General features: G+C 38.7%; 14 protein-coding genes. 6 read left to right on the top strand and 8 right to left on the bottom strand.

Annotation, left to right across the window (positions count from 1 at the left end; translation table 11 throughout):
• Window positions 1-121 precede the first annotated feature (121 nt).
• Window positions 122-544, bottom strand: a complete 423-nt coding sequence (locus tag MCBB_RS07610; RefSeq protein WP_071907197.1) for a response regulator — start codon at window positions 542-544, stop codon at window positions 122-124.
• 608 nt (window positions 545-1,152) lie between these two features.
• On the opposite strand from MCBB_RS07610, the gene MCBB_RS07605 reads away from it, so the two are divergent.
• Window positions 1,153-1,332, top strand: a complete 180-nt coding sequence (locus MCBB_RS07605) for a hypothetical protein (RefSeq protein WP_071907196.1) — start codon at window positions 1,153-1,155, stop codon at window positions 1,330-1,332.
• Window positions 1,333-1,335: 3 nt separating this feature from the next.
• Window positions 1,336-1,680, top strand: a complete 345-nt coding sequence (locus MCBB_RS07600; RefSeq protein ID WP_071907195.1) for a hypothetical protein — start codon at window positions 1,336-1,338, stop codon at window positions 1,678-1,680.
• A gap of 502 nt (window positions 1,681-2,182) precedes the next feature.
• Here MCBB_RS07600 and MCBB_RS07595 read toward each other — a convergent pair.
• A complete protein-coding gene (locus tag MCBB_RS07595; RefSeq protein WP_071907194.1) occupies window positions 2,183-2,614 on the bottom strand; it encodes an acetolactate synthase in 432 nt (143 codons plus the stop codon).
• Window positions 2,615-2,668: 54 nt separating this feature from the next.
• Complete coding sequence (locus tag MCBB_RS07590; RefSeq protein ID WP_071908039.1) at window positions 2,669-3,973, bottom strand: phenylacetate--CoA ligase family protein; 1,305 nt, start codon at window positions 3,971-3,973, stop codon at window positions 2,669-2,671.
• Window positions 3,974-5,104: 1,131 nt separating this feature from the next.
• Here MCBB_RS07590 and MCBB_RS07585 point away from each other — a divergent pair.
• The 4 genes from MCBB_RS07585 (at window position 5,105) to lon (ending at window position 10,895) form a co-directional block, all read left to right on the top strand.
• Window positions 5,105-6,697 carry a sodium:solute symporter family protein gene (locus tag MCBB_RS07585; protein ID WP_171899111.1) on the top strand — a complete coding sequence of 531 codons (1,593 nt, stop codon included), beginning with the start codon at window positions 5,105-5,107 and terminating at the stop codon, window positions 6,695-6,697.
• A 441-nt stretch (window positions 6,698-7,138) separates the two neighbouring features.
• Entirely contained in the window at window positions 7,139-7,987 is an 849-nt protein-coding gene (locus MCBB_RS07580) for an MBL fold metallo-hydrolase (protein WP_071907192.1), read from the top strand.
• A 114-nt stretch (window positions 7,988-8,101) separates the two neighbouring features.
• Entirely contained in the window at window positions 8,102-8,440 is a 339-nt protein-coding gene (locus tag MCBB_RS07575) for an ArsR/SmtB family transcription factor (protein WP_071907191.1), read from the top strand.
• Between the two features lie 79 nt (window positions 8,441-8,519).
• Window positions 8,520-10,895, top strand: a complete 2,376-nt coding sequence (lon, locus tag MCBB_RS07570) for an endopeptidase La (RefSeq protein ID WP_071907190.1) — start codon at window positions 8,520-8,522, stop codon at window positions 10,893-10,895.
• A gap of 355 nt (window positions 10,896-11,250) precedes the next feature.
• Here lon and MCBB_RS07565 read toward each other — a convergent pair whose 3' ends face one another.
• The 5 genes from MCBB_RS07565 to MCBB_RS07545 all read right to left on the bottom strand — a co-directional run bounded on the left by MCBB_RS07565 (window position 11,251) and on the right by MCBB_RS07545 (window position 16,272).
• Window positions 11,251-11,598 carry a hypothetical protein gene (locus MCBB_RS07565; protein ID WP_071907189.1) on the bottom strand — a complete coding sequence of 116 codons (348 nt, stop codon included), beginning with the start codon at window positions 11,596-11,598 and terminating at the stop codon, window positions 11,251-11,253.
• Between the two features lie 205 nt (window positions 11,599-11,803).
• A complete protein-coding gene (locus MCBB_RS07560; protein WP_071907188.1) occupies window positions 11,804-13,201 on the bottom strand; it encodes an undecaprenyl-phosphate glucose phosphotransferase in 1,398 nt (465 codons plus the stop codon).
• A gap of 29 nt (window positions 13,202-13,230) precedes the next feature.
• Complete coding sequence (locus tag MCBB_RS07555; RefSeq protein WP_071907187.1) at window positions 13,231-14,109, bottom strand: glycosyltransferase family 2 protein; 879 nt, start codon at window positions 14,107-14,109, stop codon at window positions 13,231-13,233.
• A 182-nt stretch (window positions 14,110-14,291) separates the two neighbouring features.
• The gene (locus MCBB_RS07550) at window positions 14,292-15,239 is read right to left on the bottom strand and encodes a glycosyltransferase family 2 protein (RefSeq protein ID WP_071907186.1); all 948 of its coding nucleotides are present in this window, start codon (window positions 15,237-15,239) and stop codon (window positions 14,292-14,294) included.
• Window positions 15,240-15,258: 19 nt separating this feature from the next.
• A complete protein-coding gene (locus tag MCBB_RS07545; RefSeq protein ID WP_071907185.1) occupies window positions 15,259-16,272 on the bottom strand; it encodes a glycosyltransferase family 2 protein in 1,014 nt (337 codons plus the stop codon).

Raw genomic sequence — 16,272 nt, 5'->3', positions numbered from 1 at the left:
GCCCACTTATTCTCATAAAATAAAAATAAAAATGTATTTTTAAAAACAAAACTATCAGTAATCCTTAAAAAGTGGAAAACTAGAAGGAAAATCCTCTTTTCAACAAGAAAAATCTAAGACCCTATATCTTTTTCTTCATTTTTTCAGAGTTTTGTTCACATTTTTGATGTTTGTACAGGGCCATCTGCATGTTGGCGTTCAATTCTTCAGACCGGAAGGGTTTGATTAAATAACCGTAGGGTTCTGTTATTTTAGCTCTCTTAATTATATCTTCATCTGTCTTAATTATATCTTCATCTGCGTAGGCTGTAACGTATATGACTGGAATATCCAGTTGGGCTTTTATAACTTTAGCAGCTTCAATTCCATCCATATCTCCCTTTAAAACTATATCCATAAGTATTATGTCTGGTTGATGTTTTTTTGCCGCAGCTATTGCCTTTTCACCGGAGTCGACTATTTCTACAGTTTTATGGCCCATTTTTTCAAGTTTACTTTTAACACCTAACGCAAGAATGCTTTCATCCTCAACAACAAGAACCAAACTTTTAAAGTAAACGTGGAGGTGGAAGATAATGGTAAGTTGTATGGTTGTATATTCAGAATATAGTCAGAATATATCATATTCTAATACCCCAAGCCCCTTTTTATTTTGAATAAACCATAACAACTTACCATTGCCTTTAAAATCACTTTTTCATAATATTTATTCTTTATTATCTATTTTTAAAGAAATAATGCCCTGTTAAATGAAGTATACTTGATATCTAATTTTAGGGTTCAATTTCTAATTTTAAGTTTCACCTGCAAATTAGACTCAAAATTTGATTTGATCTACAAAATGGCTACTTTTTAAGGAAAAAGTTAAAAGGGAAACATTTAAAATGTATCCATGAACACATTATTAAATCAAGAAACAGGTTTTAAATTCAATCTAAGATAAGTAAAACCTTAAAAAAATCTTTTAATACCATTCATTAATGCTTCAAATCATAAAAGAGTTTACTCTTAAAAAAGCAAGTATTCACATATGTTCTTAAGTATTGATGAGTTATCAATTGTCAATAAACATTTCCTGAAATAACATTATTGGATATTTATCAAATTTTTATCCATTAGAATAAATCTTTAAAAAAATGAAGAGGGAATTAAATGGGTTGTATTACAATATGCATATCTGATGAGCTGGAAATAGCATTTAGAAGAATTGCAAGACTTAAATATGGTGATAAGCAGGGTAAAATTTCAAGAGGAGCTACAGAAGCTATATTTGATTGGTGTCAAAGGGAGATGCTTAAATTACCAGAGGGAGAAAATGTTCTTGATGATTAAGTAGTGTTTATATGGTGGCTGAAAATTCTGGCAATGTTAAATGTTAAAAATCATTTAATAATACTTCAGATAGTCTTCATGGAAGTTGATAAATTTCTTGAAGAAAAACGACGTTACATAACAGAATCCCTAATTGGACTCCGTACACTTGAAGAACTTGATGATTATACCCTGGATGTTGGTATTAAAAAAACCTACCTCTGCATCACAGTGGAATCTGAACAGACCTACGAAACCCTTGCAAAAATCGTTGAAATCTTCATAAAGGCTTACGGTGGAACAGTAATTATCTATCCTAAGGGTGAAAGAGTATGTCTTGAACTTATAACACCTAAAAGAGGGTTATAGCACATCAAAGGTGTTGGGCATGTCAAAAACTAAAATAATGATAGTGGAAGACGAAAAAAATCCTTGCAATGGGTTTGAAACGTAAATTAGAAAAATTAGGATATTTAATAACTGACACAGCATCTTCTGGACAGGAAACCCTTGAAAAACTAGTTAAAAACCTTCAAGTAATAGTTTATTGTGTTTAATTTCGTATTTACGTAATAAACATATTTTAGTGGACCTAATTCTGCTGAATGTTCTACAACAACTTTCATCTTAGTTTTTGAGACCTTTCTTAGAGTGTAAGTAAATGTGTCACTTACGTACCATTTACCTTCCATTTTAACGTAATTTGTTTCTTTGACTTTTCTTACATTTGAACTGTACCAGTAAGTTTTCCATGAAGCTTTTTGATATCCTGATTGACCATCGTAGAAATATTTCGTTCCGTGATCTATTAAATAGCCTTTTTGGCTAGCTGCTGCTGTGGTTTCTGAAGAATAAAATTAAAAAATTAAAATCAGAGGCTGTAAACCTCTTCAGCTGTCAGAACATCTGCACCACCAGCTTTAAGAACTTCAATTCCAGCGTCCATATCTTCAGGGTGCAGGATAACTATTGCTCTGTTTTTCTTTTGTTCAACGAAGGCGTAGAGGTAGTCAAGGTTTATGCTGGATTTGTCCAGTATTCCAAGTATCCTGTTGAGGCCTCCAGGCTGGTCAACTATTCCAACGGCTATTACTTCACCTATCTTTACAAGAAAACCATTCTCCTCAAGGACTTCACGTGCCCTATCTGGTTCAGGCACTATCAACCTTAAAATTCCAAATTCTGATGTGTCTGCAATTGAAAGCGCCCTTAAATTAACACCTGCTTTTTCAAGCACGTCCAGTGCATTCCACATTCTACCTTTTTTGTTCTCAAGAAATATGGACAACTGTTTTAACTTCATACTATCACCATTTTGATATAAATCCCCAACTGTTTTTTTTATGAATGTATCAGTTTAAATATCAACTTCGCGCTTGTCAATAACCCTGACAGCTTTTCCCTTACTTCGGGGAAGGGTTCTTGGCTCCACAAGGGTTACGTTAACCCGGAGGCCTATTTCACTGTGTACTAGTTCCTCTATTTTTTTGGTAATTCCAACGAGTTCCTTCACCTCATCTGAGAAGAGTTCTGGTGAGGCTTCAACCTGTATCTCCAGTTCATCCAGGTGTCCTGGTCTGGTGACTATGATCTGGTAGTGGGGTTCCAGCCCATCGATCTTAAGGAGGGCTTTCTCGATCTGGGATGGGAATATGGAAACGCCCCTGATCTTCATCATATCATCTGAACGTCCTGTAATCCTTTCAATCCTCACAAGGGTTCTTCCACACTCACATTTACCCCTTTTAAGTCGCGTTATGTCCTTCGTACGGAAGCGCAGAAGGGGCATTCCCTCACGGGTCAGGGTGGTCAGCACCAGTTCCCCCTTCTCACCGTCAGGCAGGGTTTCGTGGGTCTGGGGATCTATGATCTCTGGGTAGAAGTGGTCCTCAAAGATGTGCAAACCATCCTGGGCTTCACATTCAAGGCCAACGCCAGGGCCCATTATTTCTGTTAGGCCGTAGATGTTGTATGCAGGAACATGGAACTTGGATTCTAACTTTTCACGCATTTCCTGGGTCCATCCTTCAGCTCCAAATCCAATGACCTTAAGATCAAGGTCGTCCATGTCAATGTTTTCATCTGCAAATTCCTCTGCAAGGTACAATCCGTAGGAGGGTGTTACTATGAGTACGGTTGTGCCGAAGTCCTGCATGATCTCCATCTGCCTTTTTGTCTGGCCAGTTGAGATTGGTATCACAGTTGCCCCGATCTTCTGGGCACCGTAGTGAACACCGAACCCTCCTGTGAAAAGACCGTAACCATGTGTGTTCTGGATAACATCATCCTCTGTAATTCCAACCATGGTAAGGCCCCTTGCCATGCATTCACTCCATATCTCAAGGTCGCCCTTGGTGTAACCGGATACTGTGGGTTTTCCTGTTGTCCCTGAGGATGTGTGGAGCTCAACTATTTCCCTGCGGGGAACTGCAAACATGCCGAAGGGATAGGCTTCCCTAAGGTCTGTTTTGGTTGTAAAGGGAATCTTCTCTATGTCCTTCAATGTTTGGATGTCTTCGGGTTTAACACCTGCCTCATCTAACCGTTTTTTGTAGTATGGCACATTTTCGTAGGCCCTTTTAACGATAACCTGTAATCTTTCAAGCTGTAATTTTTCTCTGTCCACCTGGGACATGCATTCCTTTTCTTCGTTCCAGATCATTTTATCCCCTGAACATGCTTCTAGGAGAGCCATCCTTTAATACTCAAAATCCTTTTAATATCCTAGATATTTTAAATTGGCCCTCAATACTATTAATCTTTTAATGAAACTTATAGAATTATTTCTTTTTATTAATTATGACTCTTCCCTATCTTTTTTATTAAATCTCCATTAAGGGATGGATTCTTGGTAGAATCATTTTGAATGAAAAAGGGTATGGAAATAAAGGTATATTTGCGTTGTGGTTTCATTTTTAAGGGAGGTCCATGAACTTGATTCATAGTTAAAAAATAGATTTCATGAGGTAACTGTTTACAGATTCAAAAAAAGACACATCCTAAAACTGGAGGAATTTAAAAACTAACGCAAACCTTTATTGAATTTTTTAAACAATTTCTGCTTATAGTTAACTGATAAAAAAAACTAAATCCTGTAAAAATAGGTTAAACCCAGTTTTCATGTTAAAACAACAGATTTCATGTTAAAACAAATAAAAAAACCAGAATTTCGTGTTGAATCTTTAATAAATCATTTCAAGGTCATATAAATCATTTCAGGTTCATTTAGAAATTAGAAAGATGAATGTTTGAAGGGGGATTGAGGTTAGGGACTACAATATTGGGAAGATTGGGGCTTTCCCGGTAATGTTAATTTGGTTATCCCCCTCACAAACGTTTCTTTTTATGATAAAGAACATATAAAAGCGTTTACCAGAATCACACCCAAATCTATACCAACTCTCCCTCACATGTACCTTTTTTTTAAAATGGACCAGTTTTAATTCACCTCACTTTCCATGGTCTTTAATTTGTTTCAAGTTGTGAAGTTCCAGGTTAAGATCGATAAAAGAAAGCCTGTACAAGAATTAATTAAAAGAGTTTTTATATGGAGATGGCATTAATAAGGATTAAACATTATAGATTTGTAGAATTGTATCAGAATCAATCCATCTTATCATTAAAAACTTTGGAGTGTAGATATTTAACATCTAATTTCTGCAAGTTTTTAACTTAAAATTTGGCTTAAAAAGATAATTAAAACTATAATATCTTGATTACATCGCTTTAAAAATTTCAATCAGGTCTTTTTGATGGATTTACCTAAAAAATAAAAAAATGATGAGGTTAAATTATGGACGTATTGTTATTCAGTGTTGTTGTTTTTATATACCTCCTCATGGTGGGTTACGTTGGATACATCGCATGGAAGCGAACCGACAGCTCAGAGGATTACATGGTTGCAGGCCGTGACACCCATCCATACATCATGGCTTTAAGTTACGGTGCCACATTCATAAGTACGGCGGCAATTGTAGGTTTTGGAGGTGTTGCAGGCCAGTTTGGAATGGGAATTCTGTGGCTGGTATTCCTGAACATTCTGGTGGGTGTATTTATAGCATTCATAGTGTTTGGAAAACCTACACGAAGGATGGGACAGAAGATGGGAGCGTTGACCTTCCCAGAATTCTTGGCCCGAAGATTCGACAGTAAATTTATCCAGTACTTCAGCGGACTGATTATATTTGGTGCAATGCCACTATATGCATCGGTTGTTCTTATAGGGGCTGCAAGGTTCATGCAGACAACTCTGTCAATGAACTTCAATATTGCACTCATTATACTGGCAGCCATCATTGCAGCCTACGTTATTTTTGGTGGTATAAAGGGTGTTATGTATACAGACGCTCTCCAGGGAACCATAATGTTTGCAGGAATGTTAGTTTTACTGGGATTCATTTACTGGACACTTGGAGGGGTTACAGCAGCTCACCAGGCCCTAACCAATATGGCCTACCTCATGCCCCAGAGTGTGGTGGCCATGGGTGCAACAGGATGGACTTCCTCCCCGGTTCTTGGAAGTGCATGGTGGTGGACCCTTGTATCCAGTATAATTCTGGGTGTGGGAATAGGTGCCCTTGCCCAACCCCAACTTGCAGTCAGGTTCATGACAGTCAAGTCCAGCAAGGAGCTTAACAGGGCAGTGCTCATGGGAGGATTGTTCATATTCGTCATGACCTTCACGGCATACGTTGTGGGTTCCCTTTCAAATGTCTACTTCTTTCAGCACCTTGGAAAGATTGCGGTTGATGTTGCAGGTGGGAACGTAGACTCAATAATACCCATATTCATAAACATGGCCATGCCCGAGTGGTTCGCGTACATATTCATGCTAACGCTCCTTGCAGCAGCCATGTCCACCATAAGCGCTCAGTTCCATGTTCAGGGAACAGCCATAGGTAGAGATGTCTACGAAACATTAAAGGGCAACAAAGGCCAGAGATCCGTTTTCATAACCCGTGTAGGAATTCTGGTTGCAGTTGTCATTGCAGTTGTAGTGGCTTACCTCCTTCCAGGAAGCGTGGTTGCCCAGGGAACATCCATATTCTTTGGACTCTGTGCCTCAGCATTCCTACCAATGTTCGTATGTGCACTCTTCTGGAAACGTGCAACCAAATCCGGGGCAATTGCAGGACTCATGACAGGAACCTTTGTGAGCCTGTTCTGGCTGGTCTTTATGCACAAGAAAGAAGCTGCAGGTCTTGGAATATGTAAATGGCTCACAGGAAGCAGTGTACTTGTGACAACCATGCCTTGGCCGGTTGTTGACCCAATAGTTGTTGCGCTGCCGCTGGCATTTATCGTAACAATCATTGTGAGCTTACTGACCAAACCTCCTGCAGAAGAGGTTCTTGAGAGATGTTTTGGGGAAACGAGTTCAAAATAAGGGGAAATTTCTCTTTATTTAAACCTTTCTTCCCTTTTTAAACTTTTCTTTCCCTTTTAAATCCTTTTCTCATTTTTTAAATCTTTTAATATCTCTATTTTTTCCATAGAACTTCAGAACCTTAATATTCCATTAAATCATGATTTTGTTTTATTTTACTCAAAATAATTATTTAATAATGTTATCTTAAATAAAAACCATTAAATCATCTTTAATAATAAAATAAAATTTATAAACGTTTTCAGGACAGTTTTAAAAATATTTAACTAAAAATTTAATTATTTTAAAACCATTTTGGGAATATTTCATTGATATGGTGCAAAAAATCAAATAGAAGGATATAAGGTGTGTGAAATAGAGAACATCACAATAAAATTCTTATCATTAAAGACTTATCATTAACGATATTTTATGGAGAAATTAAATTAAGGGATGTAAAATATGAAAATAGTACCATTTTCATTGAAGGAAGGTTCAAAAAAAGAATGGAAGGATGTTTTCAACAATCCAAGACCGGTCAAAGTGGAAAGTTTTAAAACAGGAACTGTAACTCTGAATATGAGGGGGACAATCAATCCCAAACATCCGAATGCAGGCAACGTTGAGGATGAAGATGTGGATGTTCCAATAATGGCCCACCTGGTTCACCACGATGATCTTGGGGATTACCTCCTTGATGCAGGGCTTGATGCCTCTTACTGTAACGATCCAAGGGGTAACGTTAAGGGTATCCTTTCCTGGATATTCACAGACGAGTACCAGCAGGAGAAGGATGAAAACATAGCATACCACCTGAATAAAAGGGGAACAAAACTTAAAGGGGTATTTTTAAGCCACCTGCACTCTGACCACATGGCTGGGATACGGGAGTTACCCCATGATATCCATTACGTCATTGGAAAGGGTGAAAAATGCCTGGAATCCAAACCCTTCCACTACGGAGGCTACTTCAAGGGCCTGGAAGCTCTTCATGAAATAGACTTTTCTACTGTAGAACTCATGCCGCCACTGGGACCAGCTGCAGATGTTCTGGGGGACGGATCCCTTTGGGCCATCTACACTCCAGGGCACACCCCAGGGCACATGTCATTTCTTGTCAACGGATTAGATGGGCCCGTGCTCTACACAATAGATGCCTGCTTCATCAGGAAGAACCTCGAATGTGGTGTTGCATCCTCAGGTTACACATGGAACGTTGAAATGGCCCAAAAAAGTCTGGAAAATATTCTGGAGTTTTTGAAGGAGTACCCTGAAGTCAGGGTTGTCTGTGGGCATGAGGATCCAGAGTAAAAGGTTAATTCCTTTTATTTTTTTATTAATATTACTGTCCAAATAAGTATGAAATTCTTTTAGTAACCTGAGAACAGAAAAGTATATAAGCATATACTTATATACTGATGGTACATGCTGGAGTCAGATCTTGGGCACGACCCTGAGGTACAGGAAGAACTGGAAGAGCTTTTCAAGGCACTTGCCAATGTTAACAGGCTCATCTTAATCAGTTGGCTTGCTTCAGGTGAAATTGAAAGAGTCAGTGTAACTGAGATGGCAAATATAATGGGTTTAACACAACCTGCCGCCTCACAGCACCTTAAAGTACTCAAAACAGTCAAGATCCTCCATGCAGAGAAGGAAGGTAACTACATCTACTACACCTTCAACAAACGTGCCCTGTTAAAACACAAGAAAAATATTGATTTTTTGTTTAGTTGTGCGTTAGCAAAGTGCGATCAATTAAAATAAAACCAAAACAGGGAGATAAAAACCCAAAAAGGAACTTCAATAGGTTAAAATGCCGTATATGTACCCATTGGGTGATAGTATGAGAGAAATGAACTTCAACGAAGAATTAGCTGTAGTGGTCCTACCAGATGTTCCACTACTACCCGACACCAACGTAAACCTCAAAGTTGGTAAAGAAGCAGGAAGCGAGATCTACAACCGCGTTAAAGACGATGATTCTTACGGTATAGCTCTGGCTCTTAAAAAAATGAATCCTGTAGGATTCTACGAAGAATCTGATTTTTACAGGTTAGGAACCATAATCCACATTCAAGACGTCGAGGAGGTGAAGGACTTCTACCAGATCAAGGCACAGATCCTGGAAAGGGTGGAAGTTAAGGAATTCATCCCCGACGGTGACAATTACAGGGCAACTTACACATTCATGCCCGACATCACAGATCTGAAGGAGGAAGACCAGGACGAGATGTTGATGAACATCCAGAACCTTGTAGGGGAAATAAGTGAGAACTTCAAGGGATCCGATGCTTACCTCAAACAGATCCATCAATTAAACGACCTCAAACAGGTCATGGCCTACGTGTTCCCATACATGAGGCTTTCAATCCCAGAAAAACAGGAACTACTTGAAACACGCTCCCTCAGAGAGAGGAGTCTGAAGTTCCTTGATGCACTCATCGACCAGAAGGAATCCATAAAGTTCCAGATGGAGATGGGGGCCAGACTCAACGAGGAGATGAACAAAAAACACAGGGAAACAATGCTCAAAGAGCAGCTCAAGGCCATACAGGATGAACTGAGTGACTCTGAAGGCGCCTACGGAAAGAACTACAGAACACTCATTGAAGAAGCACAGATGCCTGATGAGGTACGGGAGGTTGCACTTGAGGAGGTCAACAAACTCGAGAGGGGTGGCTCCAACAACTCAGAGGAGAACATCATCAGAAACTACCTGGATCTTCTGACCAGCCTACCATGGGGACCCGGTGAAATCAGGGACATCGACATCGAAGCTGCAAGGAAATTACTGGATGAACAGCACTACGGCCTGGACAAGGTGAAAGACCGCATAATCCAGCACCTCACAGTCATGAAACTGAAGCACAACAAACAGGGATCCATACTACTCCTTGTTGGACCACCAGGAACAGGTAAAACCAGCCTTGGAAAAAGTATAGCAGAAGCACTTGGTCGTGAATACGTCAGGATCAGCCTGGGCGGTGTCAGGGACGAGTCTGAGATAAGGGGCCACAGAAGAACCTACCTCGGAGCCCTGCCCGGTAGAATCATAAATGGAATGAAACGTGCAGGAACCAGAAACCCTGTTTTCATACTGGATGAGGTGGACAAACTCATGGCATCTGTTAACGGAGACCCAGAAAGTGCACTCCTTGAGGTTCTGGACCCTGAGCAGAATGACACCTTCTCAGACCACTACCTGGACGTGCCCTACGACCTTTCAGACGTGTTCTTCATAGCCACAGCAAACTCACTAAGGGACATATCAGCACCACTACGTGACCGTATGGAGATCATAGAGATAGGCAGCTACACAAGCCACGAAAAATTCAGAATAGGAAAGGATCACCTCATAGCAGAGGTGCTTGAAGACAATGGACTTGATGAAACCCAGCTCCAGATCGAAGACGAGGCCCTTAAAGCCATCATAGAAAACTACACAAGGGAGGCAGGTGTCAGGGGGCTTAAAAAACAGCTTGCAAAGGTTGCAAGGGTAGCATCAGAGAAGATAGTCCTGGGCAAGGTTGAACTACCATACATTGTTAAAGCGGACATGCTCTACGACCTGCTTGGCCACGAGCTCATCCAGGTGAACCAGGCTGGTAAGAACAACCCTCCAGGTGTTGTGACAGGCCTTGCATGGACACCGGTTGGTGGGGACATACTCTTCATAGAGGGTGCCTTCATGCCTGGAACAGGCAAGCTCATGCTCACAGGTCAGCTTGGTGATGTTATGAAGGAATCTGCAAAGATATCCCAGAGCCTCATCCGTTCAAGGATGGCCTTCAGCCTCAAGAACATGGAGTTCGAGAAGAAGGACCTGCACATACACGTGCCATCAGGTGCAATTCCAAAGGACGGACCATCAGCTGGTGTGGCACTTTTAACCACAATTGCCTCACTTGTAACAGGTCGTGCAGTTGACTCAGAACTTGCAATGACAGGTGAAATATCCCTTAGGGGTGCGGTGCTTCCTGTTGGTGGTATCAAGGAGAAGGTTCTTGCAGCACACCGTGCAGGAATCAAACGTGTCATACTGCCGAAGGAAAATGCAAAGGATCTTGATGAGGTTCCAGATGATGTCAAAGCAGAGCTGGAGTTTGTCACCGTTGAGACTGTTGAGGATGTTATCAAGGAAACCATAGGCATTGAACTTCCAAAACCAGTGATCATGGACCTTGGTGCGGACTCACTTGCAGGTGGAGCAGGGGCTTAAAAAAATCAGATGTAAATGAGACTTTCCTTCAATCCACTCCGATTGGATGGGGGTCTTTTTCCTTTTTTTATTTAATTATTTTTTAATTCATTGAAAAATGAGATAATAAGATATAATAAATTAAAAATAAGATATCTTAAACCTTAAATTAAAATTGGTATATGTTTAAGAGGATTTTACTTTTAAACTTTTATTTTTAAATAGAATTTTAGTTTTTTAAACTTTTACTTTTAAAAAAGATGTTATTTTTAACAGGTTCTACTTTTAAAAAACATTGCACTGATCTTTATATATTTAAACTATTCCTCAAAAGCGTTGTCTTATCCTTAAAAAATAAAGTTTTAAAGGGTAGTTATCATTCAACCCTTTTGAAGTCAAGTATCACCCGAGCCATGGCGGGTTCAGTGTCAATGTCCACAGTTATTGCAGGTCCCTCATCCATGTACATGGAAACTAAAAGAAACTCATCCGATACTTTTTCCCCATCACCTGCTGTGGTGTTTATGATGAACAGTTCCTCTTCGCTGTCCTCAAAGAAATCCACAACCTTGGATGCGTCCGGGCCAACGACCCTGAGCATGATCATGAGGTGTTCCTCTGTAGAAAAATGGAAATCCTTCACGAACGCACTGGGAATTATTAAATCAGTTTCAACACCCTCAACTTCCTGGATGAATGTTACAGCTTCAGATACTCCTGTCAAAATGTTCACCTTCTTCAGTTTTTTTATTCATGAACTTTTACTCATGAAATTGAATCATTTAATAATATATTTGATTCTTTAAATTAATAAAGATGAAAATTGGATTGGATTTTTTGACTTTTGATTTTTCATAAAATTTTTAACTCATCTTTTGATTCATCATCTAAAATTTTTAACTCATAATATAAAATAAGGTTAAACCGGATCAGTAAGCATTATCGAACCAGTTTAAAAAGGTCATGAAGAATATTTTCACATCGAAGAGGAAGCTCCAGTTTTCAACGTAGTAAATATCATGTTTTATCCTTTCTGCAATGGACGTATCGCCTCTCCAACCATTAACCTGGGCCCAGCCGGTCATTCCAGGTCTTACGTAGTGCTTGACCATGTACTTGGGAATTTCATCCCTGAACTTTTCCACGAAGTATGGACGTTCTGGTCTGGGGCCAATTAAACTCATATCCCCCTTCAATATGTTGAAGAACTGGGGCAGTTCATCGATATTGGTTTTCCTGATGAATGAACCTATCCGTGTCTTACGTGGATCTTCTTCTGTGCTCCACTGGTACTTCTCCTCCCTTTCATCCTGAACCCGCATGCTCCTGAACTTGTACATGTCGAAATGTTTCTTGTTATGGCCAACTCTTTCCTGTTTGAAGATCACAGGTCCTGGAGAGCTTAATTTTATTAAAATGGCCGTTATGATCAGTATTGGTGATGTTACGAGGATCCCTGAAAGGGCAACGAAGATATCAAATATCCTTTTAACTATCCTGTTGGAATACTTCTCAAGGGGTACATATCTTATGTTTATAACCGGAATATCATCTATCATATCAAAGTAAGGCTTTGCAGGGCAGTAAATGAAATAATCTGGAATTATTTCAGCTTTCACACCGTACCTCTCAAGTGTGTCCACGATACTCTCTATGGTCCTGCGATGCCTTGCAGATAATGTAATTATAACCCTATCAACTACGTTGTTTTTAATTACCTTTTCAATATCATCCAGGTTTCCTATGACGGTTGAATCCTGAACTTCATGGCCCTTTTCAAATTCATCATCCAGAAATCCAATTATTTCGTACCCTATGTATTTACTTTCCTTAATTTTAACTGCAAATTTCTCGCCAAGTTCTCCAGCACCTACAACCAGAATATACTTGATGTTAAATCCTTTATATCTTATATACTTTAAGGAAGATCTAAGAACATATCTTTCCCCAATGCAAAATCCACAGCTTAAAATAGCGAAGATGATGATGAGGTACCTTGAATAATTAAGTATATTAATCAAGTAGAGGGATGTGAGGATAAGCAGAAATCCAAGAACATTTCCTTTGATGATTTGTAACGCTTCAGAATCAAAGTTTTTAGTTCTTTGGGGATCGTACAAACCAAATGAATAATAAAGGAAAATGTAAAGGGGCAATATGAGTAAAAGTGAGATCATGTACTGTTTGAAGGACCATACACCATAACCATGACCCAGTATATCTGTTTCAAAACGTAGATACCATGCTAAAATCAATGAAAGGGTTATTAAAGCCATGTCTGCAATTATCAATATGGAGTTGAAAAATCTTTGATTCTCTCTGATCATTTAATCACTGTTTTTTTATTTTTTCAGAACTATCTGAAGAAATTTATGAACCTCTTCAAACAGTACATGCCCCATATTCCCAGATAAGTAATTACTGTTACCGTTTTTGAATAACTGTCCCTATAATGTTTGTTGTAAAAAATGTACATTGCCCTGTAAAATTCGTATATCATCTTTGGTTTTTCTTTTTTGTTGAGGCTCCCACCTTTATAATGGATTATCTGAGCGTCACTGTAGTACACTACCTTCCAATTTGCTGCTTTTATACGGTAGCACCAGTCTATGTCCTCCCCGTACATGAAGAAGGTCTCATCCAGAAGACCCACCTCTTCTATCGTGTTGGATCTGACCATCATGAAAGCCCCAACGATACATTCAACATCATAGGTCTCATTTTCGTCCAGGTAGGTGAGGTTGTAGCGCCCGAAGCGTTCACTCTTTGGGAAGAGCTTTGAAAGGCCAGTCATCCTGTAGAATGAAACACCGACCGTTGGAAAACTTCTCCTGCAGGCTTTATCCAGTTTTCCGTCTGGTAGAAGAACCTTGCATCCAAGGGCACCTATTTTTTTGTCTTTTTCCATGTATTCCATGCATCTTTCAAGGCAGTCATCAACAATCACTGTGTCGGAGTTTAGAAGCAGAACATATTTTGAATCAGTTTCTTTAAGTGCCTGGTTGTTTGCATGGGCAAAACCTTTGTTTTCTGTGTTTATTATGAACCTAATCCGGCCGTCCTTCTCTTCACGTGAAAAATCTTTCTTCAACTTTTCAAGGCTGCCGTCATCAGATGCATTGTCTACAAGAACTATTTCATAAATGAAGGGATGATCTTTGTCTAAAACAGATTTTATGGTCTGTTTGGTTAAATCATAGGTTCTGTAGTTTACAATTATTATGGATAAATCCATTTTAAATCTCCTTGGTGGGGCCCTGCCTTTGCCACTAACGATCATCCTTGATGACCTATATGTTTTCTAATAAAGTGCTCTTATTATTTTAAATGATTCATTAAGTCTATTAATATTATTGAGGATTTCTTTAATTATATGTGAAGATGGCTGCATGGATAATCTCATTTACGGAAAATCATTTATAGAAAAACAAATTTCACAGTATTTTTAATGAGAAGCCATTCAATTTTCATGTAGTTAATCAAGTTACCTTTATATTTTATCTTATTTATATCCTGGCGAGATTTAAACCCTTCTTTCAGTCCATCTAAGTAATATTTTCCATAGCCCTCCTTCAGGAAGAACAGATACTTTATGAAATATCCTAAAAGCAAGAATAAGATATTTAAAGCTAACTGGGGCCAGGGCATATTCTTGTAAGGTAAGTAAACATTGTTCCTTGCAGATATTTTTACCTTGAATGCGTTGTGTTTGCTGCCGCTGGTTCCACTGCCGTGGTGGTAAACAACGGCTTCAGGGCAGTAAATGGATTTGTAGCCGTGAATTCTAGCCCTGTAACTTATATCAACATCCTCAAGGTAGGCGAAGAAGTTTTCATCGAAGTATCCAATTTCATTGAGGAGGTTTCTTTTGTAGAGAGCTGCTCCTGCACAGGCACTGAAAACTTCCCTTTTTTTGTTGTAAAGGTCTGGTGATCTTCCGTTACCAAGCTTTTTGGTCCAACCAAGAAGGGTGTATGCATCACCTGCATCATCCATCAAATCCCTGTTTTCAAACTGGATCATCTTCGAGGAAACTGCGAAGATGTTTTCATCACTTTCAATACATCTTACAAGGTTTGAGATGCAATTTTCCTCCAGTTCAGTGTCGTTGTTTAGGAGGAACACGTAATCAGTTTTTGAGGCACTGATTCCCTGGTTGACTGCAGCTGCAAAGCCCAGGTTTTCATCATTTGTTATTATATTAAATTCAGGGTAGTTATTTTTAATATAATTAACACTGTTGTCAGAGGAAGCATTATCAATTATTATAACTTGAAATTCACATTTTTGATTTTTCAAGGTTTTTAAACAATTTCTAAGGAAATTTTTCCCATTGTAATTGGGTATTATAACAGATACTTTCATATAAATCAGGATTAACTATTTATTGAGTTTTAAGGTGGAAATCAGGAATTCTATGCCTTATTAAATTTCTGACAAGATAGTACAATTTAGGTGAAATTGTGAACGATTTGATTTTTGCAATGAAAACATAATCTTTTTTGGTTATGGGTTCGAAGGAATTTAACTCTTCAATAAGGTCACGTCTTTTCAGTTCTTCAACCACTTCTTCACAGGGAATCTGCGAGTCAAATAGGAATATTGTGTTTCCCCAGATACTTTTAGGTATTCTGTAATCATCGATGAGCTTTAGAATATCCTCTTGAATGTTTTGAGATCCATAATATTCTTTTACACCTTTCAATGCAGTTACAAAATCGTATCTGTTGAACAATGCATTGCTGGTTGCGGAGTCATCCCTTTGAGTATAAAATATCAGATTTTCAGGGGTATATGCTATTTTGTTTGCATGTGCAAGAAACATCAATGCAAATTCTGTATCTTCTCCATATTTCATATTGGGGTTGAATAATAAATTATTTTCAATTAAAATGGACCTTTTGTACATTAACTGGCAAAAACTGAAGGTAATGGTCATTGTAGCTTCTAATTTCATTAAATATTCTGGAGAGGAGGTATTGGGCAGATTAATCTGGGGATTATGAATTTTTTCACCAGCACTGCTTATTTTAATGTAATTGGTGTAGGCAGCATCACATTCATTTTGGGTTAAAGCTGTGTAAAGCTTTTCTATACAATCCCCCTTTATGAAATCATCTCCATCGAGGAAGAAGATATAATCCCCCTCCGCAGATTTTATACCTTTATTTCTCGCGTTACTGACCCCTCCATTGGATTGGTTGATGATCTTGTAGTTAACACTGGAATTTACCAGTGTATCTTCAATTATTTTTAGGGTTCTGTCCGTTGATCCGTCATTTATGATGATAAGCTCAAAATATTTGAAAGTTTGATTGATAATGGATGTTAAAGTCCTTTCAATGTAGTTTTCAACGTTGTATGCAGGTACTATAATGCTGACCTTAATATTTTCCAT

Origin of the sequence: Methanobacterium congolense (assembly GCF_900095295.1) — an archaeon.
Taxonomy (GTDB): Archaea; Methanobacteriota; Methanobacteria; order Methanobacteriales; family Methanobacteriaceae; genus Methanobacterium_C; species Methanobacterium_C congolense.
Note: the sequence above shows the minus strand (reverse complement) of the source record. Positions and strands in the feature narration are given on the sequence as shown.